The following is a 22,722-nucleotide window of genomic DNA, read 5'->3' as shown; positions in this document are numbered from 1 at the left end:
GGGAAGGAGACTGCGCGCGAAGAACGGCGGGCGCGCAGCTCGCGGGGGGCCGGTCACCGAACGGGGAGCCTGATGGCCTGATGCGGTCGGTGCCGGCCCTGCGAGACTAAGCGCTATATGTGATAACATCAAGGGTTGTGACACGCCGCGGAACAGGCCGCACGACAGGCCCCGGGAGCGGGACGCCACAAGGCGTTTCCGCAGGCGGGCGCGGCCGAACAGGGCCTTCGCGAGGCCGGTCGCACGTAAGGACTCACCTGCTGTCCGTCACCTGGCGGGCGGTGCGTAGTCCTGGGTGATCTGCTTGTACTCCAGGAAGTCCTCGACCGACGCGAGGCCGCCCAGCCGGCCGACGCCGCTGGACTTGAAGCCGCCCTCCTCGAACTCGACGGTCAGATTGGCCCAGCTGTTGACCGAGATCAGGCCGGCGTCGAGCTGCCGTGCCAGGCGGACCGGCCGGTTCGCGTCACCGCTCCAGATGCAGGCGCTGAGCCCGTACTCGGTGTCGTTGGCGAGGGCGACCGCCTCCGCCTCGGTGTCGAAGACCTGGACGGTCTGCACCGGACCGAAGGTCTCCTCCTGGACGATCGGGAGCGAGGAGTCCGGGACCGCGAGCAGGGTCGGGTGGTAGAAGGCGCCGCCCGCCAGTTCGGGCCGGGTGCTCGGACCACCGCGTACGAGGGCCTTCGCGCCGGCCGCGATCGCCGCCTCCACGGCGGCGTCGACCCGGGTCACCGACGCCTTGTCGATCAGGGGTCCGATCTGGCTCTCCGGGTCGGAGGCCGGACCCGGCCGTACGCTCTCCAGCCGCTCGGCCAGCGCCGCCGTGAACTCCTCGGCGATCTCCCGCTGGAGCAGGACCCGGCTGCCGGTCATGCAGAACTGCCCGGCGAAGACGGTGGACGACGCTACGACGGTGGCGAGTGCGGCGTCCAGGTCCGCGTCGGCGAACACCAGATGCGGGGTCTTGCCGCCCAGCTCCAGCCCGACCCGCTTGAAGTGCGCCGCCGCCCCCTGCGCCACGAGGCGCCCCGTCGCGGTGGAGCCGGTGAAGCTGATCGCGGGCACCTGCGGGGACTCGACCAGCAGGCGTGCGACGTCCGCGCCGGACTCGACGACGACGTTCACCGCTCCCTTCGGCAGCTCGGGAACGGAGGCGAGGATCTCGCTCATGAGCGCCGCCGTCCGGGCCGCCTGGCCCGGCATCTTCACCACCGCCGTACAGCCGGCTGCCAGCGCCGGGGCGAGAGCGCGGATACAGAGGTATGCGGGGGAGTTCCACGGTACGACGATGCCGGCGACGCCCACCGGCTGCCGGAGCGACATCGCCTGACGGCCCGGCTGGGTGTCGGTGACCCGGCCGTGCGGCTGGAGGGCGAGACCGGCCGCGAAACGCAGGGCGCGCGGGATGAAGTGCGCCTCGAACCCCGCTTCGTGCCGGAGCTTGCCGTTCTCCTGGCACAGGGTGCTGACGACCTCGTCCACACGGGCGTCGTACGCGTCGGCGAGATGGCTCAGAGCGGTGGCCCGGACCATCGGGTCCAGCCGCCAGGTGCCTTCCGCGAAGGCGCGGGCCGCCGCGTCGATGGCGGCCTGGCCGGTCGCGGTGTCGGCCTCGGCGTAGGTGCCGATCACCTCTCCGGTGGCCGGGTCGATGCTGTGGGAGGTCCGGGAGGATCCGGTCCACTCGCCGTCGATCCAGTGCTGTGCGGTGCTCTCAAGGGCCATGGCGGCCGCTCCTTGCTTCGAGGGGAACGCTTCGAGGGGATGCTGCTTCGGTGGGACTGGTTCAGAGGCCGAGCAGCTGTTCCGCGTTCAGGTGGGAGATCTTCGCCCGGTCGGCCTCGCTGATCGGTGCCGACGCGAGGAACTCGGTGGCCGTCGCCATGTCCTCGAAGGGGTAGTCGGTGCCGAAGAGGATGCGATCGGGGCCCAGCGCGAGCAGCGCGCACAGCAGCGGCGGGGCGGAGCAGACGCCGCTGGTGGTGATGTACAGGTTGTGCCGGAGGTACTCGGACGGGTTGCCGCGCGCCAGTTCGATGCCGTGGTGGTTGTGGTACTCCCAGCGTGAGTCCAGCCGCCACATCACGTACGGCAGGCCCTCGCCCATGTGGCCCAGCAGCAGCTTCGCGCCGGGGAAGTCGTCGAAGACACCGCCGAAGACGCACCGCAGGAAGTGCGAGGCCGTCTCCGTCCCCCAGCTCCACATCGGCCCGACCAGCTCGGGGTGTCCCTCGATGACGTGCGGTGTGCCGACGCCGTTGGCGGGGTGCAGATAGAGCGGCACGTCCAGCGCCTCGGCCCGCTCCCACACGACGCGGAGCTGCGGGTCGTCGAGGTAGCGGCCCTGCGTGTGCGCGTTGACCAGCGCGCCGCGCATGCCGAGCTCGGTCACCGACCGGTCCAGCTCCTTGGCCGCCGCCTGCGGATCCTGGAGCGGCAGGGCCGCGAAACCGGCGAACCGCTCGGGGTGTTCCCGTACGACTCCGGCGAGCAGGTCGTTCACCGCGGCCGCCTGGGCGACGGCCACGGCGGGGTCCGTCTCGGCCTGGATGCCGGGGGAGTTGAGCGACAGCACCTGCATGTCCAGGCCCGCCGCGTCCATCTCCGCGAGCCGCTCGCCGGTGATGTCGAGCAGCCGCCGGGAGGCTTCGCGCCACTTCTCCGGCTGGAGGATCGACGCCGAGCCGGCGCCGTAGCCCTCCAGCTCCGGAGTGACGAAGTGTTCTTCAAGGCCGATGGTGCGCATTGCGGTCGCCCTCATTTCACTTATATGCATTGACTTCATGGATAGTGAAACGTACCTTCCGTCGGTGTCAACCCATCGGAAGAGGCCGAGACAAATGGAGGTGCCCGATGACAGGCACGGATGACGCGACCGCGGCGCCCGCCCCGGACGGGACGACGGTGGACGTGGTCGTCGTGGGTTACGGGCCGGTGGGCATGGTGGCGGCGGCCCTGCTGGGCCGGGCCGGCCACCGGGTGCTGGTCCTGGAGCGGTACGCGGGTCTGTACAACCTGCCGAGGGCCGCCAGCTTCGACGACGAGACCATGCGTACGCTGGCCCGCCTCGGAGTGGCGGAAGGACTGCTGCCCAAGGTGCGCGTGCAGCGCACCTACGAGTGGCGCAACGGCAGCGGGGACCTGCTGATCGAGCAGAACTTCGCCGAGACCGGGCGCAGCGGCTGGGCCGAGTGGAACATGATGTACCAACCGGATCTGGAAGAGGCGCTGGACGCCGTCTGCCGGGCGATGGACCAGGTGGAAGTCCGGCACGCGACGCCCGTCGTCGCGCTGGAGCAGCACCCGGACCACGTCACGCTGACCGTCGAAGGGCCGGACGGGCCCCGGCAGATCACCGCCCGCTACGTCCTGGGCTGCGACGGCGGCAACAGCTTCGTACGGTCAGCGCTCGGCGTCGGCACCCAGGACTACGGCTTCTCTGAGCCGTGGATGGTGTGCGACTTCCGCTTCCGCCGCCCCACCACGGTCCCGTACGCGCTGCAACTCGGCGATCCGCTGGGCCCGACCTCCATCATCTCGCTGGGCCCCGCGCACCACCGGTTCAGCTTCATGCTCGACTCGGTCGACGACTTCGCCGGCGAAAGCGACGCTGAACGGGTCTGGAAACGCGTCGTCTCCTACCTCACCCCCGAGGACGCCGACCTGATCAGGGTCGCCACCTACACGTTCCGGTCCCTCATCGCGGACCACTGGCGGCGCGGCCGGGTCCTGCTCGCGGGCGACGCGGCGCACCAGATGCCGCCGTTCCTCGGACAGGGCATGTGCTCGGGATTCCGTGACGCGCAGAACCTCGCCTTCAAACTCGACCTCGTCCTGCGCGGAGCCGCCGACGACCACATTCTCGACACCTACCAGACGGAGCGCGAGCCGCATGTGCGCGCGGTCACCGAGAGGGGCATCGAGCTCGGCCACCTGCAGACCCTCCGGGACCCGGAGAAGGCCGCGGAGCGCGACCGGCTGCTGCTGGCCCGCCGCGCGGAGGCCAAGGCACCGGAGGCGATGCGGCTGCCGGGCCTCGACCACGGCCTCTTCGCCCGGACCTCGGCGACCGGCCGGGGGCAGCTGTCGGTCCAGGGCGTGGTGGACGACGGGACCCGCCGCGACCGCCTGGACCAGATCGCGGGCGGCGGCTTCCACCTCCTCGTACGGGATGAGCTGCTGGGCGTACTGGACGCGGCCCACCTGCTCGACGACCTGGCGTCGGCGGGCGTCCGGATCGTCGTACCGGGCGGGCGGACCACCGGAGACGCGGGGGCGCTCTTCGTCCAGGACGTCGACGGCACCTACCGCGACTGGTTCACCGAACTGAGCTGCTCGGCCGTGGTGGTCCGCCCCGACTTCTATGTCTTCGGCACCGCGAGCACCCCCGATACGGCGGTTGCCCTCGTCGGCGAACTGCTGGGAACGCTGCGGAAGGAAGCCGTCCTGCCCCGCGGCTGAGCCGCCTCGCCGCCGCGGCCACACCTTGCGCGCGCACCGGAAACCGGTCGCCGATCCCAGGTGTGGCCCGCACGGCCTGAGCCACGCCGGCTGCGGGCGGGCAGTCACTATGATCGCCCCTGTGACTCAGCGCCCTTCCGAACCCGAGAACAACGAGACATCACCGGCACGGCAGGGCATCCAGTCCGTCGAACTGGCGATGACGGTACTCCAGGCCCTGGAAGAGGGGCGCGGCCCGATGAGCCTGACGCAGATAGCGGCGGCCAGCGGGATGCAGCCGAGCAAGGCGCACCGCTATCTGGTCAGCCTGGCCAGGGTCGGTCTCGTCGCCCAGTCGCCCAGCTCCGGACGGTACGACATGGGGCCCGCCATGCGGCGGCTCGGCATCGAGTCGCTGCGCAGGATGGACGAGGTGGCGCTGGTGAGCGAACGCCTGCCCGGACTGCGTGATCGGACGTCGCACGCGGTCAACCTGGCCGTGTGGGGCGACCACGGGCCCGTCGTCGTCCGTTGGGAGTACGGAGCCCACGCCCTGCCGATCACCGTGCGCATCGGCGCTACGATGCCGCTGCTGAACAGCGCGATCGGCGGCGTCTACCTGGCCCACCTGCCGCAGCAGCTCACCGAGCCTGTGCTCCGCCTCCAACTGGAGACGGAGCACCTGGACGCGGCCGCCAAGGAGCGCGTCGACACGGTGCGCTCCGAGGTCCTGGCCGACGGAGTGGCCACCACGTTCGGCGGTGTGATCCCTGGCGTCACCTCGCTGGCGGCACCGGTGTTCACCGCCGGCGAGTCGCTGCCGCTGGTCGTCACCCTCGTCATGCCGGCGCGCGGCACCACCGAGGAGTCGCTGGTCGGTCTCTCGGCGGAACTGCTGCGCTCGACCCGGTCCATGTCCGAGGAGCTGGGGTACGCGCCGCACAACGACGATGCATAGTGCGCGGTGCCTCCTGGGCGCGCGCGCCCGGCGGTGAGCCGTGTCGCGTCGAGGGGGTGCAGGACGTGCGTGCCGCCGTCACGGCGCCGTCGTAGTGCTCGCAGCCGAGGAGATGGACGGCCCGCCCCGCTTCCAGGCGGGGCAGGCCGGGACCGCGTCGCGCCTCAGTGCGGAGGCGCGACGCGAAAGGGGCGTCTGGAGCTGGAACGGTCATGCCCCCAGCTTTTGGCCGTATGCCCCGGGGCTCCTGCTGCCCGCGCTATGCCTTCGTCAGCCTCCAGCTCTGGTTGTCCGCGCCGCTGCAGGCCCACTGGATCGCTCTCGCGCCGTTCGTCGTCGAGCGGGCCTCGATGTCCAGGCACATGGAGTTCTGGACGCTGATCACGGAGTAGACGCCCGCGTCGGCCGTCGGGGTGAGCCTCCAACGCTGGTTGGCACCACCGTTGCAGGTCCACTGGACGAGTCCCTCGCCGGCTGTCTGTGAACCGCCGGGCACATCGAGGCACTTGCCGCTCTTGCCGTTCTTCAGTGTGTACGTGCCGTCGGTCTCCCGGTCGAGCTGCCATTTCTGCTCGGTGGCCGTACCGGGCGTCTGCTGTTCGATGACCGCCGAGTTGTCGGCGGAGCCGCCCCGTACGGTCGCGTTCTTGCCGCTGTGCTGAGCGGTCAGTGTGTACGGGCCGTCGGCCAGGCCGGCCGCGTCGAACTGGATCGCGTCGACGTCGAACGCGCCGCCCGATCCCGTTTTGAAGACCAGGTGGAGCCGGTGGGCTCCGCTGATCGCGGCGAGCGGGACGGCCGGGGTGGTCTGGTAGTTGTCCCAGCCGCCGGTGGCTGGCACGGGCGTCGTGGCGAGCAGGGTGCCTGTCGGGGAGTCGGCGCGCACCTCGATGGAGCCGCCGGCGCTCGGTGCGGACAGGCGGTACCGCACGGCGTCCGTGCCGGTCAGGTCGATGTTGTCGTAGGCGACCCAGTCGTTGTCGCTGATGTCACCGATCCGCTTGCCGTTCTCCGCACCGGCCTGGTCGACGACCCGGGTGCCGGACTGGGCGGTGAAGTACTCGGCCTGGCGGTGCCGGGGTTGCAGCACGGCGCGGCCGTAGCCGGTGAGTGCGGCGCTTCCCGGTGCGCCCTTGTCCTGGTAGCGGGCGTTGAGCACGAAGTACAGGTTGGCTCCTTCCGGGTGGCCGCCCAGGTCACCGGTGGAGACGGTGCCTTCGCAGCCGGCCTTGTCCGCGGTCGGGTGCTCGTGGTCGTCGTGGCCGAGGGCCGGGTTGAGGAAGACCTTCGAGCAGTCGATGGGGCCGTCCTCGGGGTCGGTGACGGTGATCCGGTAGGGGATGGTCTCCCCGAAGTCGATGAGCTTGCCGTCGGCGGGGAGTTCGATCTTCACGGTCGGGGCGGTGTTGCCCACGGTGATCGGCACGTTCGCGAACGCGGTCTTCCCGTCCGGGTCGGTCGCCTTGAGCTGGGCGTTGAACACCCCGTTGGCGCGGTAGACGTGCGTGGGGTTCGCTTCTGTCGAGTCCGTGGTGCCGTTGCCGTCGAAGTCCCAGGTGAGGGCGATCGGCTGGCCGTCGGGGTCGGCGGTGCCGGCGCTGGAGAACTTGACCGTCAGCGGCGACTTCCCGTTGGTCGGGGTGCCTGTCGCCTTGACGATCGGCGCCCGCTGGCCTTGCGAGTAGTCGACCCGGTAGAGCCCGGAGTCGTTGTTGCCCCCGCCGAACGCGCTGCCCCAGTCGAGGACGTACAGGGAACCGTCCGGACCGAACGTCATGTCCATGGGCTTGGTGAACTTCACCGTCGGCGCGAAGTCGTTGATCTTCAGGAGCTTGCCGGAGGTGTCGAAGCGCATCTCCTTGACGTAGCCGCGGGCCCACTCGTAGAAGAAGCTCGCGCCCTCGTAGTAGGCGGGGAACTTGGTCTTCGAGGGGTTGTTCGCGTCGTAGTGGTACACGGGGCCGCTCATCGGCGCCGCGCCGCCCTGTCCCAGCTCGGGGAAGTCGGGCGAGGCCCCGTAGCCGTACCAGACCTCCGGCAGCTGGATGGGCGGCAGGGTGGTGAGGCCGGTGTTGTTGGGCGAGGGATTCGTCGGCTTGGAGCAGTCGAACTTGGCGCCGACGACTCCGGTGTCGGGATTGAAGGGGGCGTACGCCTGGTTGTCGCCGTGGCAGAACGGCCAGCCCATGTTGGCGGCCTTCTTGATGACGTTGTACTCGACTAGCCCCTCGGGGCCGCGGTTGGTGGTGGGCAGCCCCCGGTCGGGCCCGTAGTCGGCTACGTGCACATCGCCGTTGGCAGGGTCGACGCGGAAGCGGAACGGGTTGCGGAAGCCCATCGCGTAGATCTCGGGGCGCGTCTTCGCCGTGCCGGGGGCGAAGAGGTTGCCGGCCGGGATGTCGTAGCCGCCGTCGGCCTTCGGCTTGATCTTGAGGATCTTGCCGCGGAGGTCGTTGGTGTTGCCGGCCGTCCGTGCGGCGTCCAGGTTCTGCTTGCCCGGCCGCCAGTCGAGAGGCGCGTAGCCCTGCCAGTTGCTGTCCAGGTTCGGCGGGGTGTCGTCGCCGGTGGCGACGTACAGCGAGCCGTCGGGGCCGAAGTCGAGGGCTCCTCCGGTGTGCCCGGGTTCGGGGAAGGTGCGGTCGCGGTAGGCGGGGATGTCGATGACGTTCTTCGCGCTCGCGGTGTCCAGCGTGTCGCCGTTGACCGTGTACCGGGTCACCCGGTTGACGTCCGTGGTGCTGGAGGCGGGAGAATGGTAGAGGTAGATCCACTTGTTCGTGGCGAAGCCCGGGTCGAGCGCCATGCCGACCAGGCCGTCCTCGCCGCCGGTGTACACATCGAGCTTGCCCGCGCTGACGGTGGTGCCGGTGGCGGGCTTGTGGACGCGGACCTCTCCGCTGCGCTGGACGTAGAAGACCCGGCCGTCCGGGGCGATGTCCAGTTGCATCGGGTCGGCGGTGTTGTCGTCGAGCGTGACCTTCTCGAAGCTGCTCCAGACGGTGCCGCCGCAGTCGCCCGGCTCGGCACCCGCTGCCCACTTCAGACCGCCGATGATGTGTTTGCGCATCTCCGGTTCGTCGAAGGAGGAGCCCGTGTGTCCCATCGCGGTGGCCCACACACGGCCGCCCTCGGCGTTGCGGCACCAGGAGATCGGGTGGTCGGCGCCCATCCGCGACCCGCCGGGGTCGTAGGTGGTCTCGTCGGCGGTCACCAGGACGTGCACGTCGCCGCGCGGGTTCTTGTCGAAGTTGTACCACTCCTCGTCGCGCACCCACCGCTCGGGCAGATCCTTGGTGGAGGGGTGCACGCGGTCGGCGACCTTGGCGGTGCCGCGCAGGACACCGGGTGAGTGCGCGGGCATGTGGCTGCCGCCGTTGACGAGCTCGTCCCACCAGGGGAACTCCGCCTCGATGCCCATGTCGAGAGCGTTGTGGACGGCGACCACACCCTTGCCCGAGCGGACGAACTTCTGCAACGCGTCGCGCTGGCCGGCGGTGTTCCAGACCATGCCGGAGTTCTGCAGCATGACCAGGGCGTCGAACGTCGCGAGGTTGGCGTCGTTGAAGACCGCCGGGTCGTCGGACGTCACCACCTCGTAGTGGGCGCCTTCCGCCTCGTCCTTGAACATCTGGACGGCGGACGGGATCGAGCCGTGGACGTACCCCACCGCCCTGGTGAACACCAGGGCGCGGAACGTCGCGTGTGCTTCGGCCTTCTGCGGGGGTGTGAGAGCCAGGAAGGCCAGCGCCAGGGCGATGACGGTGGCCAGCGGCCCGAAGAGCGGCCGGAGCCGTCTCCGTAAGGAGAGCTGCATGTTTTCACCTCATGGGGAGGGGGCTTGACTGCCTGCTCGTTCGTTGCGGAGCTGGTATCGCCGCCACTTGCCGTACGGGAGGTGCGGTGCGGCGGTGATCCGGTCGAGTTGCCGTTTCAGGGTTCGAGCGCGGAGATCGCGCGGTTCAGGAAGGCGATGCCGTCGCGGGCGATGGCGTCCTGGGACTCGGCCAGGGGGCGCCAGATGGAGGCGGCGACGGCAATGGACGCGTTGTGCGCCGTGAACGACTCGACGCACAGCGGGCCGTGGTACCCGGCCTGCCGCAGGGCGTTCAGGAATCCGGGCCAGTCCAGGTGATCGGCGCCGGGAGCGCCCCGGTCGTTGGCGCAGACCTGGACGTGGGCGATCCTCCCCGCCGCCGCGTGGACGGCGGCGGGGAGGCTCCGTTCCTCGATGTTCTGGTGATAGGTGTCCAGGGCGATGCCCACCGCGTCCTCGGGGAGCGGTGCGATGGCGTCCCGGGTCTGCGCGACCGTGTTGAACACACTGGTCTCGTAGCGGTTGAGCGGCTCCACGGCCAGCACGACAGCGTTGTCACGAGCGTGTTCGGCAACCGGCGTCAGGCCGGACCGGAACTCCTCGACGAGGCGGGCGCGTTCGCCGTCGGTGCTGCGCCAGGTACGCCCGACCGCCGCGTACATCGGTCCGATGACCGTCGGCGCGCCCACCTCCGCCGCGGCGTCCACACAGCGCCGGAGATAGTCGCGCGTGCGGGCGGCCGACGCCGCCGAGGTGCTCACCAGGTCGCGGCCGGGCGGCATCACGGCGCAGACGGCCGCCGGGGTCAGCCCGTGGTCGGCCAGGATGCCGCGGGCCTTCGCCGGGTCCCAGTCGTCCGGGTCCTCCAGCGGCAGTTCGACCGCCTGCGCGCCCGTCTCCGCGATCCGGGGCGCGAGTCGTCGCAGGCCGGAGAGATCAAGGGGTGACGTCCAGATCCAGGTGTTCACGCCGAGGACGAACACGGCTCCTCCTTTCGTGAGGGGGTGGTGGGTTCGTGAGGGGTGGGGGGTTGTCCTGACGGACGGGCGAGACAGTGCCGAGGTGACCAGGCAGGGGGCCTGCCCGGTCCGGGTAGGTGTGAGCGCTACTTGCCGCCCCACTTGGAGGGGTAGCCGGGCAGGGATTCACAGCCGCACGTCGCGTAGTGCAGGGGCGGCATACCGGGCTCGATGTACTCGTCGCGTGTCTCGCCCGTGATCGTCGGCTGCGGGAGCTTCCATACCTTCGGCACGGACTTCCCCGAGAGGATCTGCAGTGCCGCGATCACCGGGGTGCGCCACTGGTAGGTCGGGTAGGTCGGGGCGACGGCCGTGAGGTTCTTCTCCTTCCAGATCTCCAGGAACTGCTGCTGGTCCTCGCCCGTGATGGGCGGGATCTCCTTGCCCGCGTCCTCGAACGCCTCGACCGCCGCGACGGCGGTGTCCCCGGAGTCCATCCACACTCCGTCGATGTCTCCGTGCCGTTGGACGGCGTCGCTGACGACGGCCTTGGTCTTGGCCGGGTCGCCGTCGGTGAACTTGACGTCGACGACGTCGAGTCCGGCGGCTTCGAGGACCCGCTCGCCGGCCGCCCAGCGGTTCTCCAGGACGTCGACGCCGGGCGAGATCCGCAGGGCCAGGATCTTGCCGCCGGACTCGACGTTCTCCTCCAGGAACTTCGCCGCGGTGTGCCCGAAGGCGTAGCCGCCCACCGGGTTGATCATCGTCACCGGGCAGTCGGTGTCGACGCCCCGGTCGAACACGATCACCGGGATCTTTCCGCAGGCGGCTTTCACCGCCGGGGTCAGGGTCGCGGTGGTGTTGGGCGAGACGATCAGCGCCGAGCACTCCTTGCCGGCGAGTTCCTGGATGTCGGAGATCTGTTTGTCGTCCTTGCCCTGGGCGTCCAGGACGGTGAACTTCGCGATCTCGGGGTGGGTGTCCGCTTCGGCCTTCATGGTCGTCAGGCCGGTCTGCCGCCAGTTGTTGGCGACGTTGGCGTTGGAGAAGCAGATCTCGTACGGCCCCTTCTTCTTGTACGGGGTCGTGTCGACCATCTCCTGCGGGTCGAGCATCTGCGCCCAGGGTTTCCCGGCCGGGCCCTCCGGTTCGGCGTCGAGGAGTTCCAGCTGGCGGTCGTAGTCCGCCTGTACGAAGAACTTGGCGTCGCTCCTGCCCGCATCGCGCGGCTCGCTCGCCGTTCCCGCTCTGGAGGGGACGCCGTCGGCGTTCTGCGGCGCGTCGGATGAGCAGGAGGTCGTGGCGGCGGTGAGAGCTGCCGCCAGTACGAGTGCGGCCAGGGGAAGTCTGCGCTGCTTCGGTCGGCTGTCCTTCATCGCTCTCCTCGGGGTGTTCGGTACGTGGACATCGGCAGACGCTTGCGGAGACCGGACCAGTCCAGTGCCCCGAGCGCGACGGCGGTGATGACGATGGCGCCCTGGATCGTGGTCTCCATGGCGCCGGAGACTCCCCGCAGGTTCAGGAGGGTGAAGAGGGTTTGCAGTGAGAGGGCCCCGCACATCGCGGCGACCACAGACCCGGCGCCCCCGCCGAGCGCGACGCCTCCCAGCACCACAGCGGTGATCGCCTCGAACTCGTAGCCCCGGCCGGCCTGCGCGGACACTCCGGAGAAGCCGCCGACGAGGATCGCGGCCACCGCCGCGGCCACCCCGGACAGGACGAAGGCCAGGGTCCGCACGCGCAGCACCCGCACCCCCGCGAGTCCGGCGGCCCGCGCGTTGTCCCCGGTCGCGATCAGGGTGCGGCCGAAGTCGGAACGCATCAGCACGACCACCAGCACACCGGCCACGACGCACACCAGGACCGCCCACGGCATCGGGCCGAACGCGGTCGCTCGGCCGACGGCCCGGAAGCTGTCGGGCAGGATCCCGCTGGGCGAACCCTGGGTCCAGTAGAAGACAGCTCCTTCGAGGATCAGTGTCATCCCCAGCGTCGCGATGAAGGACGGCACTCTCAGTACGGTCGACGCGAGCCCGTTGACGAGCCCGACGAGCGCGCCGCCGAGCAGCAGGAGCGCGGCGACGACGAGCCAGTGGGCGCCGGGAAAGGCGTGATAGGTCTCGGCCGTCACGACCACGCCGACGGTGACGAGCGCGCCGACCGACAGGTCGTAACCACCGGAGACGATCACCAGGTACTGGCCGGCCGCCAGGACGACCAGCGGGGCGGCGCGTTTCAGGAAGGCCAGGAAGGTATCGGGTTCGAAGAACCCCGGGTCCTCGAAGCCGAGGGCGACGAGGAGCACGGCGAGGAGCAGATACACGGGAGCCCCGGCCCGCAGCGAGGCGAGGAACCGGGCCCGGGGCGACGGCCTGGTCACCCGTGCGGAACCTGTGACGGGGCCTTGACCCGCCTGCTCCGCGCCGGGCGTCCCGGTGAGTGCGGTGCTCTTCATGCGGAGGCCCCCTTGGCGGTCACGCGCCGGGCGTACAGAGCGACGGCGACGATGATGACGACGCCCCGCACCACGTTCTGGAAGAACGGGTCGACACCGATCTGGTTGAAGACGCTGTCCAGGACGGCCAGGATCAGAACACCGCCGAGCGTCCCGGCCACGCCGCCGCGGCCCCCCGCGAGCGCGGTGCCACCCAACACCACGGCCGCGATCGAGGTCAGGTCGTAGCGGGCCTCGGTGCCCGCCCAGGGCGAGCCGGCCCCGAGCCGGGCGGCCAGAAACAGCCCCGCCAGACCCGCGCACACCGCGCACAGCACGTGTGCGGCGATGATCACGCGGTGCGTGCGTACCCCGGAGAGACGCGCGGTGTGCTCGTCGCCGCCGACGGCGTACATGTGGTGTCCGAGACGGGTGCGGCGCAGCACCAGCCACACAGCCGCGCCCACCGCGAGGAGCAGGAAGGCGGAGACCGGGATCGGCCCGATCCGGTCGTAGCCCAGGCGCTGGAACGTCTCCGAGACCTTTCCGGCCGGACCGGAGTAGGTGTCCTCGATCCAGCCGCGCAGCATGAAGCCGACCCCGAGGGTCGCGATGAAGGCGTTGACCTTGAACGTGGTGACGACGATTCCGTTGAACAGCCCGACCGCCGCCGATATCGCCAGCACGGCGCCGATCGCGGGAAGGATGTTGGCGTCCTGCCCCTGCATGGTCTCCGCGGCGACCAGGGTCGTGATGCTGATCAGATAGGCGACGGAGAGGTCGAGCGAACCGGTGAGGATCACCGCGGTCTGGCCGACGGCGACCAGACCCAGCACCACGGAGTTCTGGAGGATGCCGACGGTGTGGTCCATGGTCAGGAACTCGCCGCCCCTGGCCTCGACGACGACCCACCCCAGCAGGTACACGCCGAGCAGGGCGAGGTAGACGATGGTGGTGGGGTCGGTGAACCGGCCTGCGGCCTCGGTCCTCGTCCCCCCTGCGGGCCTGCCGGGGCGGCCGGACGGAGCGAGGGTCTGCGCGCTCACGGCGCGGTCTCCGCGGGGGTGCGGCCGACGGTGGCCAGTCGCATGATCTGCTCCTCGGTCGGGCCGGCGGGAAGTTCGCCGGCGATCCTGCCTTCGCTCATGACGAGTACGCGGTCGCTCATGCCGATGACCTCGGGAAGTTCGGACGAGATGAGCAGCACCGCCATGCCCTCCTTCGCGAGCCCGCGGATCAGGTCGTGGATGGCGGCCTTGGCCCCGACGTCGACGCCGCGCGTGGGTTCGTCGACGATCAGGACGCCGGGGCGCACCCCGAGCCACTTGGCGATGACGACCTTCTGCTGGTTGCCCCCGGACAGGAAGCGCACCTGCTGTTCCTGGCCGTGGGCACGCAGGGCGACGCTTTCGAGGAGGGCCGCGGCATCGGAGCGCCGCCGCTTGAGGGGCGTGGAGAACACGGCCCGTTCGACGAGCAGCGTGTTGTCCCGTACGGACTGCCGTAGTGCGAGCCCCTCGCTCTTGCGGTCCTCGCTGACCAGCGCCAGTCCGGCGCGGATGGCCTCGCGCGGGGCTCGGGGGCGGAGTCCTCGGCCGTCGACGGTCATCTCGCCGCCGGTGAACGGGTCGACGCCGAACAGCGCACGGGCCAGCGAGGTGCGCCCCGACCCCTGGAGTCCGGCCACGCCGACCACCTCACCCGCGTACAGGCGCAGGGAGACGTCGGTGAGTTTCGCGGTGCTCCCGCCGTCGACGGACAGCCGCAGGGGTGCCCGCTCGACGCCGGTGGCCCGCGGGGGGTAGTAGTCGTCCAGTTCACGGCCCACCATCAGGCGGACGATCTCGTTCTGGTGAGTGTCCGCCGTGGCGAGGGTGGCCACTCTGCGGCCGTCCTTGATGACGGTGATCCGCCGGGACAGGTCGAAGACCTCGCGCAGCCGGTGCGAGATGTACAGGATGCCCAGGCCGCGTTCGATCAGCCGGTGGATCAGGGCGTACAGACGGCCCACCTCATGGCCCGCGAGGGCCGCGGTGGGTTCGTCCATGATCAGGACGCGGGCGTCGGTGGACAGCGCCTTGACGATCTCGACCACCTGTTGCTGCGCGACCGACAGCTTGCGGACCGGGGTCCGCGGACCGAAGGAGGTCTCCTCCAGCTCGGCGAGGAGAAGCGCGGTGGCGGTTTCCATGGCATGGCGGTCCACCAATGCGCGCCGCGTGGGTTCCCTGCCGAGGAAGACGTTCTCGGCGACCGTGCGGTCGGGCAGGAGGGTGAACTCCTGGTGGATGATGGCGATTCCGGCCGCCAGTGCCTGAGCGGGGTGGGAGAAGACCACGGGTTCGCCGTCGAGGGCGATCTCGCCTCGGTCAGGCGCGTGCACCCCCGCAAGTGTCTTGACGAAGGTGGATTTCCCGGCCCCGTTCTCGCCGACGACGGCGTGCAGTTCTCCCGCGTCGAGATCGAGGGCGACGTCGTGCAGGACCTGGACCCCCAGGAACGACTTGTCCATTCCGGCCACGGACAGGAGGGTCATCAGGCCCACCCGCCCCGGGAAACCGGTGCGCACAGGAGGGGAGCGGTGACCGGGTCGCTCGTCGGGGGTGTGAGACTCGTAGAGGGTGTGACCCTCGTAGGGGGTGTGAGAGCGGTCCGGGACGCGAGCCGGAGGCGGCGACGGCCCGGTTCGTTCTTCCTCGCCGCCGGGGGAGCCTTCCCCGGCCCGGAGCAGGACAACTCGTCGGACGGCGTTTCACTCCCCGCTCGCCCGCCGGGTCCGGGATTCCATACGCCGGGAGCGCCGGGAGCGCCTTGGACGGGCCACGGGTCGATCTCCCCGACCAGCGGATTCGTTCGCGCCGGACGCGCGACCGGTGCCCGGCCGGCAGCCGGCAGCCGGCCGACGAATAATCGCGTGCGATGTCGCGTGTGATGTCGCGTGTGATGTCCTACGAGCAGGCTCCCCGGCACAGGCGTACCCCCCTTGATCATTCCCAACTCCCGTTGTTCTGCTGGTGGTTGGCGAGGAACGTAGCAGCTTCATCCTGTCGCAAGAAGAGTTCACGCATAAGGAAACAAGCTTTGTCCATTCGCTGTACAAAGCCTCTGGATGGGCGTACCCAGGAGTGGTGACACCGGCCTCCGGTGCCGCACCCCACCGAGCGCATGCCGCCGGGCACGGGTGCCGCAGCGGCGCGGCCGCTCCTGTGTTCAGCCGGCATCGCACGCCGGGAGACCCGGCCCATGCCTCCATGCCCCATCGGCGTCCACGAAACCGAGGTTCAGCATGCAGCTCGAAGGAGAGAACGAACGCCAAAGGTCGCACGGCGCGTTCGCGTCGCTGAGGCGGTCACGGTCCACGGCCGGCACCCGGGGGCGTCCACTCTCGCCTCACCGGAACACTTCCCTCGCTCCGAAAGCTCCACGGGCCTTCGCCCTGAAAGCGGCGAGATCCGCGCCCGCCGCACTCCTCGTGTCGTTGGCGACGCTGTCCACGGGCCTCGTCGTCGGCGGGACGACGACCACCGCGTCGGCGGCGCCCCTGAACGTGTGCAACAGGTACTGCGACGCCCGGGATCCCTCGCTGAGCCCCCAGGACCGTGTGGCTGTCACCGCCGGGATCTCCTCCCGGACCATCGCGCTGCACTTCGACGACGCCGACGGGATGGGCTGGGGATCCATTGACAACGGCGGCCCGGGGGACCGGGTATGGCTGGACCGTTCCATGGACGGCGGCCGGACATGGTCCTCGGGCAGCGCCCTGGGCGCCACCACCGTGCCTTCCGGCGGGCGCGGCTGGCGCACCCAGATGTACAACGTCGACGACTGGAACACCCAGGGCGTCGGAGCGCTGCGGGCCTGCGGACAACCCGCGGGCGGCGGCATCGCGTGCACACCCTGGGCCCGGACCACCTGGAACGCCAACAGCAGGAGCACCGCGGCCGCCACCGCTCTGATGATGTCGTACGACCGCGGGAGCAAACTCTTCGGCGGCAACGGCTGGTGGACCAGCGCCAACGCACTCACCGCGATCACGGACAACATCAGGATCAGCGGCATGGGCAGTTACGCGTACGCCTTCGCTGACACCTACGCCAGGAACATCAACGCGCAGGGCGGTCAGTTCCGGAACGAGTACCTCGACGACACCGGGTGGTGGGGGCTGCTGTGGATCAACGCGTACGACCTCACCGGTGACCGCCGGTACCTCGACACCGCGAGGGTCGACGCGGACCACATGAACGCGAACTGGAACAGCACCTGCGGCGGCGGAGTCCGGTGGAGCACGAACGGGAACTATAAGAACGCCATCACCAACGAGCTCTTCATCCAGCTCAACGCGGCCCTGCACAACCGCACCCCCGGTGACACCACGTATCTGGGCAGGGCGCAGCGGGGCTGGAACTGGCTCCGGGACAGCGGCATGATCAACGCGGACCGGATGATCAACGACGGTCTCGACGACTCCTGCGCCAACAACCGGCAGCCGACCTGGACGTACAACCAGGGCGTCGTCCTGGCCGCGCTGACCGAACTGCACCGGGCGACCGGCGACGCCGGCCTGCTGACCACCGCGCGCTCACTGGCCGACGCCTCCACCGTCAGGCTCCAGAGCGACGGCGTGCTGCGCGAACCGGGCGAGGGTGACAACTGCACCGGGGACGGGCCCTCGTTCAAGGGCGCCTACGTTCGCGGGCTCGGGCAGCTCAACCGCCAGTTGCCGGACCACCCCTACGCCGCGACGATCAAGCGCTGGGCGAACAGCGCCTACGACCGCAACCGCAACGCGCTCGACCAGTACGGCCCGCACTGGAACGGCGGAGCGGGCGCGACCGATTACGGCTGCCAGCACAGCGTCCTGGACCTGCTCAACGCCGATACCGAGACACACCGACGGTGATCCCCTGCCGGCGCGACCGGCCGTACCGGGGGGTGCCCGGTACGGCCCGTCGTACCAGGGGGTGCCGCCCGGTCGATCCGGTCACTGCAGGAGCGTCGCGCGGTCCACCCGGTCCACCCGGTCCACCCGGGCCATACGCGGAACCGGTCGATCGATTCGACTTCACACGATGAGGACTGATGATGAAGAGATTCCTCATGGCGCTCTGCCTCTCGCTGGCAGGCGCGGTGGGCCTCAGCTGGGCCCTCGTGCTCCCGGCGGCGGCCGACGCCGGAACCGGGCGGCCGGCTCCCGGCGTACGGGCCACCGCTGCGGTCTCGTCCCTGAGAGTCATGCCACTGGGCGACTCGATCACGGACGGAGTGGGGAGCAGCACGGGTAACGGCTATCGGAGCCCTCTGTGGGACCGTCTCACCACTGACGGATACACCCTGGACTTCGTCGGCACCTCCCGCGCCGGTTCCATGCAGGACCCCGACCACGAGGGGCACTCCGGCTGGCGGATCGACCAGATCGCCTCCATCGCGGACGCCTCGCTGTCCCGCTACCGGCCGAACGTCGTGACGCTGATGATCGGCACCAACGACTTGGGCCAGAACTACCAGGTCCCCGGCGCCGCAGCCCGGCTCGACTCACTGATCGACCGGGTCGTGGCCGGTGCCCCCGACGCGACCGTGCTGGTCGGCTCACTCGTCGTCTCGACCAGCTCCACCGTCGAGGCCAACAGGGCCGAGTACAACCGGCAGATCCCCGGCATCGTCCAGGCCAAACAGGCAGCGGGCAAACACGTCCGCTACGTCGACATGGGTGCGCTGAACGCCGCAGACCTGGCCGACTCCCTGCACCCGAACGACACGGGCTACCGGAAGATGGCCGACGCCTTCCACAGCGGCATCAGGACGGCGGACGAAGCCGGCTGGCTCGGGGAACCCGTCGCCACCGGCGGTCAGGTGCGGTCCGGGATCGCCGGCAAGTGCATGGACGTCGACGCCGGCGGAACCGCCAACGGCACGCCCGTCCAGTCGTGGTCCTGCACCACCTCGGGCGCACAGTGGTGGACAGCTCGCTCCGACGGTTCCCTGCGCGTACTGGGCAAGTGCCTGGACGCCCTCGGCCGAGGCACGGCCAACGGCACCCAACTGGCGGTCTGGGACTGCAACGGCGGAGCGAACCAGGTCTGGCAGGCGTACGACGGCGGCTACCGGAACCCCGTGTCCGGCCGGTGCGTCGACCTCCCCGCCTCCTCCACGGCGGACGGCACACGACTGGTGCTGTGGGACTGCAACGGCGGCCCCAACCAGAAGTGGACGACGCTGCTGCCCGTCTGAGGCCGTGGCGTTCGACATGTTCAACACCAAGGCCAGCGGCCCCGGCCGGGCCTGCGCCCCTTCCGGGACCCGGACGTCGTCGAGGGCGTCGAGGAGGTCGAGGGCGACGAAGGCGAGGACTGACGCGAAGCGCGCCCAAAGCGTCACCTCAGCTTCGCGGGCCGCTGCTTGTTTCCTGGGCGAAGGCCGGGGGGCCGGGCAGTGCTGGCCGCCTGCGGCGTCTCAAGCTTAGACGGAAGCGATGAGTGTCGGATTGAAGAGGATCGCCGCCCACGACGAGATATTCTTCACCTGCTCACCTGCTCACCTGCTCACCTGCTCACCTGCTCACCTGCTCACCTGCTCACCCTGCTCAATGGTCTGCTCCGCCAGGCGGCGGCTCTCCTCGCCCTGGGCGAGACTCGCGCTCGACATGCGCCGCATGGCCTCGTTCTGATCGAGCGACACGAGTGTGGAGTGCACGGTCAGCGCGTTCTCGAGCAGAGCCCGGGCCCCATCGACCCGTTCCATCACTCGGATGGCGTGGTCGAGGACGTTGCGCAGCCGGTTTTGCATTTTGCACCTCGTCGTCGGTGCCGTACCAGGCCGGGCGCAGCACGACGAACACCGTGTCGCCGTACTGTTCGAGCTTCGTGCGCTGATGCCCTTTGTGCGCGTCCTCGACGGCCAGCGAGTGCAGCCCGAACCGGTCCGCCGCGGTCTCGGGATTGTCCGGTCCGGGTTCATCAGCCCGATCCAGGCCACACCACCGGACTGCTCCCGACGGTCGGTGGCGCCCCGCATATCGGGCGGGTAGTCGCAACGGCGCCCGTCGACGTAGATCCGGCCGTCGATCACCGTCATCGAACCCCTGCTCCTCGACGGCATCGCGTCGCGTTCCGTCGACGGCGCGACGCTTCGGGCGAGGATCGTGTCGTCGATGCTCGTCGGCCTCATGGTAGGACGCAGCGTCGTCGGCGCCCCGACGCTCACCGGAGCGGATCGTGAGACGTTCGTCGCGCTGGTCGGGCCCGCTGTGCAAAGCGTGTTGGTCTTCGCACCGAGCGATCAGCCGTCGGTCCTGGAGCCAACCCGCCCGACCGCCGGCGGGGTCACGAGCCGGGTGACGCCGGGCGGTGCAGCCGACGTCGATGCCTCGGTCGCCGCCGCGGAGCGCGCGTTCGTCTCACCCTCCGGCCGCACAACGTGTGTGGCTCCAGAGCCCGAACAGCTCCAGAGCCCGACCGGCTACGAGAGCGGATACGGAGTCGGCCTCGCTTCGGGACGGGCGGCACAGGGAGGGGGACGGACAGATACCAGTACGAGCGCGCCCCCCGCGTGCGCTGCTTGCAAAAAAATTGCTTAGCCTTGATCTGTTTTTGCGAGCCCGATGTATCGTGCTCGTATGACATCGAAGCTGGTGCAAGTGGCCGAGTTCGCGGGTGTGAGCCAAGTGACGGTTCGGCGCGTACTGAACGGCAGTCCCGCTGTGGCCGGGTCCACCCGGGAGCGGGTTTTCCGGGCGCTGGACGTGTTGGGGATCCAGCGCCCGGCGGCCTCGGCCGTCGAGCGCTCGCCGCTGGTGGGTCTCGTGATCCCGGACCTGCAGAACCCGGTCTTCCCGGCCTTCGCGGAAGCCCTGGCGGGGCGGCTGAACAAGCGAGGATACATTCCGGTTCTTTGCACTCGCACGGCTGATGGGGTGTCCGAGGCGAACTACATCGAGATGCTGCTGGCGCAGAACATCGGCGGGATCGTGTTCGTCGGTTCCAGCTACGCCGATGCCGGTGTCGAGCAGGGCATGGCGCTGAAGGAGCGCGGGGTTCCGATGGTGCTGGTCAATGGTGCCGACGAGAACCTGGCGGTGGCACAGTTGGCGGCCGACGACACACACGCCGTCGAGCAGGCGCTCGTTCACCTGGAACGTATGGGGCATGAGCGCATCGGGCTGCTGGTGGGGCCTGGCGGGCACGTCCCGTCCGTCCGGAAGCTCAAGGGGTTCGCTCGGTTCTGGCAGTCCAGGGGAGTGTCACGGGAGACGTGGCTGCCCTGGGTTGTGCACACCCTGTTCTCCCTGGAGGCGGGCGCCCACGCCGTGGAGGGCCTCCTCGCCCAGGGGGTCACGGGCGTGATTTGCGGAAGTGACACGCTGGCTTTGGGGGTCGTCCGCGGCGCCCGCCGTCAAGGGCTGCGGGTCCCCGAGGAGTTGTCGGTCGTGGGCTTCGACGACTCGGCGCTGATGAGCGCGGTCGATCCGCCCCTCACCACGTGCCGACAGCCCGTGGCGGCGATGGCCGAAGCGGCCGTCACCGTTCTCGCAGAGCAGATCGAGGGCCGCCAAGTGCCCCTCGGTCTGACGCTTTTCCAGACCGAGCTGATCGTCCGAACGTCGACGACGCGGCCCAGCACGGCTGGGCTCCTCCGCTAGCTTCCAGTTTTTTTGCAACAAGTCATTGACATTTTACGCGACCGACTCCTACCTTCTGCATGTCCAATGGCGCTTCGGTTGACGCGGCCGCAAGCGCAGTGCATCAGGAAAGGCAGATCTGTCATGGGTGGAGCCCGAAGTCGTCGGAGATTCATCAGCGTGGGCATAGCCTGCGCTCTCAGCGGGGGGCTGGCCGCTTGCGGCGGTTCCCCGTCCACGGGGGGTAAGGGCGGCGTGGTCACCATCTCGGTGAACGGCATGCCGCCCAAAACCCAGCCAGTGGACCGTAAGTACTTCGAGCAGGACGTCAGGGCGTTCGAGAAGGAACACCCCAAGATCAAGATCGATGCCCGTGAGGGCCAGATGGATCCCAAGACCTTCTCGGCGAAGCTGGCCGGCGGCCAGTTGGAAGACGTCTACTACGTCTACTTCACCGACCCGGCAGGTCTTATCCAGCGCCGTCAGGGCGCGAAGATCACCGAGCACGTCAAGGACATGCCGTACTTCAAGGACGTCAAGACGGAGTTCCTCGACGTGTTCACCGGGCCCGACGGAGCTCTGTACGGCCTGCCCAACGGGCAGTACTCCCTCGGCCTGATCTACAACCGCGCCCTGTTCAAGAAGGCCGGTCTCGACCCCGACAAGCCGCCCACCACGTGGGAGGGGGTCCGCGAGGCGGCCAAGAAGATCACGGCGCTGGGCGACGGCGCAGTCGGCTACGCCGACTACAGCAAGAACAACCAGGGCGGCTGGCACTTCACATCGTGGGTCTACTCGATGGGCGGAGACATCGCCCTGCAGAAGGACGGGAAGTGGAAGGCCGCCTTCGACAGCGAGGCCGGCCGCAACGCACTCCGGATGCTGCACGACATGCGCTGGACCGACAAGTCGATGGGCACACGGCAACTGCTGCAGATCGACGACGTGCAGAAGATGATGGGCTCCGGCAAGCTCGGCATGTATATGGCCGGCCCGGACAACATCCCCACGATCGTCAAACAGTTCGAGCGCGAGTACAGCGAGTACGGCGTGGCCGCCATGCCCGGTGAGGCCACCCTCGGCGGCGGCAACGGCTTCATGTTCAACCCGAAGGCGACACCGGAGAAGATCAAGGCCGGTATCGAGTGGGTCCAGTGGAAGTACCTCAACCCGGACCGCACCGAGTTCGAGGACAAGCGGGCCTCCGGCAACGACGTGCCCATCGGCCTCCCGCTGGACCGGCTCTTCAACGGCGCGGCCGAAGCCAAGCAGGCCCGCGCGCATGCGAAGTACGCCAACGTGCCGCAGGACAACTACAAGCCGTTCGTCGAGCGGAACGCCCTGATCGACCAGAAGGTCGAGCCGCCGAACGCGCAGCAGATCTACACCGTCCTCGACGGAGTCATGCAGGCCGTCCTGACCAAGGAAGACGCCGACCTCGACCGGGTCCTGGCCGACGCGGCCAAGAGAGTCGACGCCATCCTCGCGACGGTCCGGTGA

Annotated in this window: 16 protein-coding genes; 7 read left to right on the top strand and 9 right to left on the bottom strand. The window is 69.5% G+C overall.

What is annotated here, in order from left to right; translation table 11 throughout:
- Positions 1 to 267: 267 nt before the first annotated feature.
- Together ACIQRW_RS24360 and ACIQRW_RS24355 are read right to left on the bottom strand one after the other, a co-directional pair.
- A complete protein-coding gene (locus ACIQRW_RS24360; RefSeq protein WP_403763967.1) occupies positions 268 to 1,728 on the bottom strand; it encodes an aldehyde dehydrogenase family protein in 1,461 nt (486 codons plus the stop codon).
- Positions 1,729 to 1,789: 61 nt separating this feature from the next.
- Entirely contained in the window at positions 1,790 to 2,764 is a 975-nt protein-coding gene (locus tag ACIQRW_RS24355; protein ID WP_403763965.1) for an amidohydrolase family protein, read from the bottom strand.
- Positions 2,765 to 2,856: 92 nt separating this feature from the next.
- Between ACIQRW_RS24355 and ACIQRW_RS24350 the strand changes: the two genes are divergently transcribed.
- Positions 2,857 to 4,464, top strand: a complete 1,608-nt coding sequence (locus ACIQRW_RS24350; RefSeq protein WP_403763963.1) for a bifunctional 3-(3-hydroxy-phenyl)propionate/3-hydroxycinnamic acid hydroxylase — start codon at positions 2,857 to 2,859, stop codon at positions 4,462 to 4,464.
- 121 nt (positions 4,465 to 4,585) lie between these two features.
- The gene (locus ACIQRW_RS24345; protein WP_403763962.1) at positions 4,586 to 5,401 is read left to right on the top strand and encodes an IclR family transcriptional regulator; all 816 of its coding nucleotides are present in this window, start codon (positions 4,586 to 4,588) and stop codon (positions 5,399 to 5,401) included.
- 259 nt (positions 5,402 to 5,660) lie between these two features.
- Here ACIQRW_RS24345 and ACIQRW_RS24340 read toward each other — a convergent pair whose 3' ends face one another.
- The 6 genes from ACIQRW_RS24340 to ACIQRW_RS24315 form a co-directional block, all read right to left on the bottom strand.
- On the bottom strand, positions 5,661 to 9,215 hold the full coding sequence (locus tag ACIQRW_RS24340; protein WP_403763960.1) for a ThuA domain-containing protein: 3,555 nt from the start codon (positions 9,213 to 9,215) through the stop codon (positions 5,661 to 5,663).
- A 116-nt stretch (positions 9,216 to 9,331) separates the two neighbouring features.
- A complete protein-coding gene (locus ACIQRW_RS24335; RefSeq protein ID WP_403763958.1) occupies positions 9,332 to 10,198 on the bottom strand; it encodes a sugar phosphate isomerase/epimerase family protein in 867 nt (288 codons plus the stop codon).
- A 122-nt stretch (positions 10,199 to 10,320) separates the two neighbouring features.
- Positions 10,321 to 11,550, bottom strand: a complete 1,230-nt coding sequence (locus ACIQRW_RS24330) for a substrate-binding domain-containing protein (RefSeq protein ID WP_403763956.1) — start codon at positions 11,548 to 11,550, stop codon at positions 10,321 to 10,323.
- Positions 11,547 to 12,629: an ABC transporter permease gene (locus ACIQRW_RS24325; protein WP_403763954.1), complete on the bottom strand. Its 1,083-nt coding sequence runs from the start codon at positions 12,627 to 12,629 to the stop codon at positions 11,547 to 11,549. The genes ACIQRW_RS24330 and ACIQRW_RS24325 overlap by 4 nt, the downstream gene beginning before the upstream one ends.
- Positions 12,626 to 13,654: an ABC transporter permease gene (locus ACIQRW_RS24320; RefSeq protein WP_403763952.1), complete on the bottom strand. Its 1,029-nt coding sequence runs from the start codon at positions 13,652 to 13,654 to the stop codon at positions 12,626 to 12,628. The genes ACIQRW_RS24325 and ACIQRW_RS24320 overlap by 4 nt, the downstream gene beginning before the upstream one ends.
- Positions 13,651 to 15,144 carry a sugar ABC transporter ATP-binding protein gene (locus tag ACIQRW_RS24315; RefSeq protein ID WP_403763950.1) on the bottom strand — a complete coding sequence of 498 codons (1,494 nt, stop codon included), beginning with the start codon at positions 15,142 to 15,144 and terminating at the stop codon, positions 13,651 to 13,653. The genes ACIQRW_RS24320 and ACIQRW_RS24315 overlap by 4 nt, the downstream gene beginning before the upstream one ends.
- A gap of 951 nt (positions 15,145 to 16,095) precedes the next feature.
- On the opposite strand from ACIQRW_RS24315, the gene ACIQRW_RS24310 reads away from it, so the two are divergent.
- Positions 16,096 to 17,508: a glycoside hydrolase family 76 protein gene (locus tag ACIQRW_RS24310; RefSeq protein WP_403764089.1), complete on the top strand. Its 1,413-nt coding sequence runs from the start codon at positions 16,096 to 16,098 to the stop codon at positions 17,506 to 17,508.
- Between the two features lie 182 nt (positions 17,509 to 17,690).
- The gene (locus ACIQRW_RS24305; RefSeq protein WP_403764087.1) at positions 17,691 to 18,836 is read left to right on the top strand and encodes a ricin-type beta-trefoil lectin domain protein; all 1,146 of its coding nucleotides are present in this window, start codon (positions 17,691 to 17,693) and stop codon (positions 18,834 to 18,836) included.
- 327 nt (positions 18,837 to 19,163) lie between these two features.
- On the opposite strand, the gene ACIQRW_RS24300 is transcribed toward ACIQRW_RS24305, so the two are convergent.
- Positions 19,164 to 19,679: a hypothetical protein gene (locus ACIQRW_RS24300; RefSeq protein WP_403763948.1), complete on the bottom strand. Its 516-nt coding sequence runs from the start codon at positions 19,677 to 19,679 to the stop codon at positions 19,164 to 19,166.
- Between ACIQRW_RS24300 and ACIQRW_RS24295 the strand changes: the two genes are divergently transcribed.
- The 3 genes from ACIQRW_RS24295 (at position 19,657) to ACIQRW_RS24285 (ending at position 22,722) form a co-directional block, all read left to right on the top strand.
- Positions 19,657 to 20,181 (top strand): hypothetical protein, encoded by a 525-nt coding sequence (locus ACIQRW_RS24295; RefSeq protein WP_403764085.1) that lies wholly within the window; start codon positions 19,657 to 19,659, stop codon positions 20,179 to 20,181. The two genes, ACIQRW_RS24300 and ACIQRW_RS24295, sit on opposite strands and share 23 nt — an antisense overlap.
- 39 nt (positions 20,182 to 20,220) lie before the next feature.
- Positions 20,221 to 21,243: a LacI family DNA-binding transcriptional regulator gene (locus ACIQRW_RS24290; protein WP_403763946.1), complete on the top strand. Its 1,023-nt coding sequence runs from the start codon at positions 20,221 to 20,223 to the stop codon at positions 21,241 to 21,243.
- A 234-nt stretch (positions 21,244 to 21,477) separates the two neighbouring features.
- Positions 21,478 to 22,722, top strand: a complete 1,245-nt coding sequence (locus ACIQRW_RS24285) for an extracellular solute-binding protein (protein ID WP_403763944.1) — start codon at positions 21,478 to 21,480, stop codon at positions 22,720 to 22,722.

It is taken from the genome of Streptomyces sp. NPDC091287 (genome assembly GCF_044768525.1).
Lineage (GTDB): Bacteria > Actinomycetota > Actinomycetes > Streptomycetales > Streptomycetaceae > Streptomyces.
Note: the sequence above shows the minus strand (reverse complement) of the source record. Positions and strands in the feature narration are given on the sequence as shown.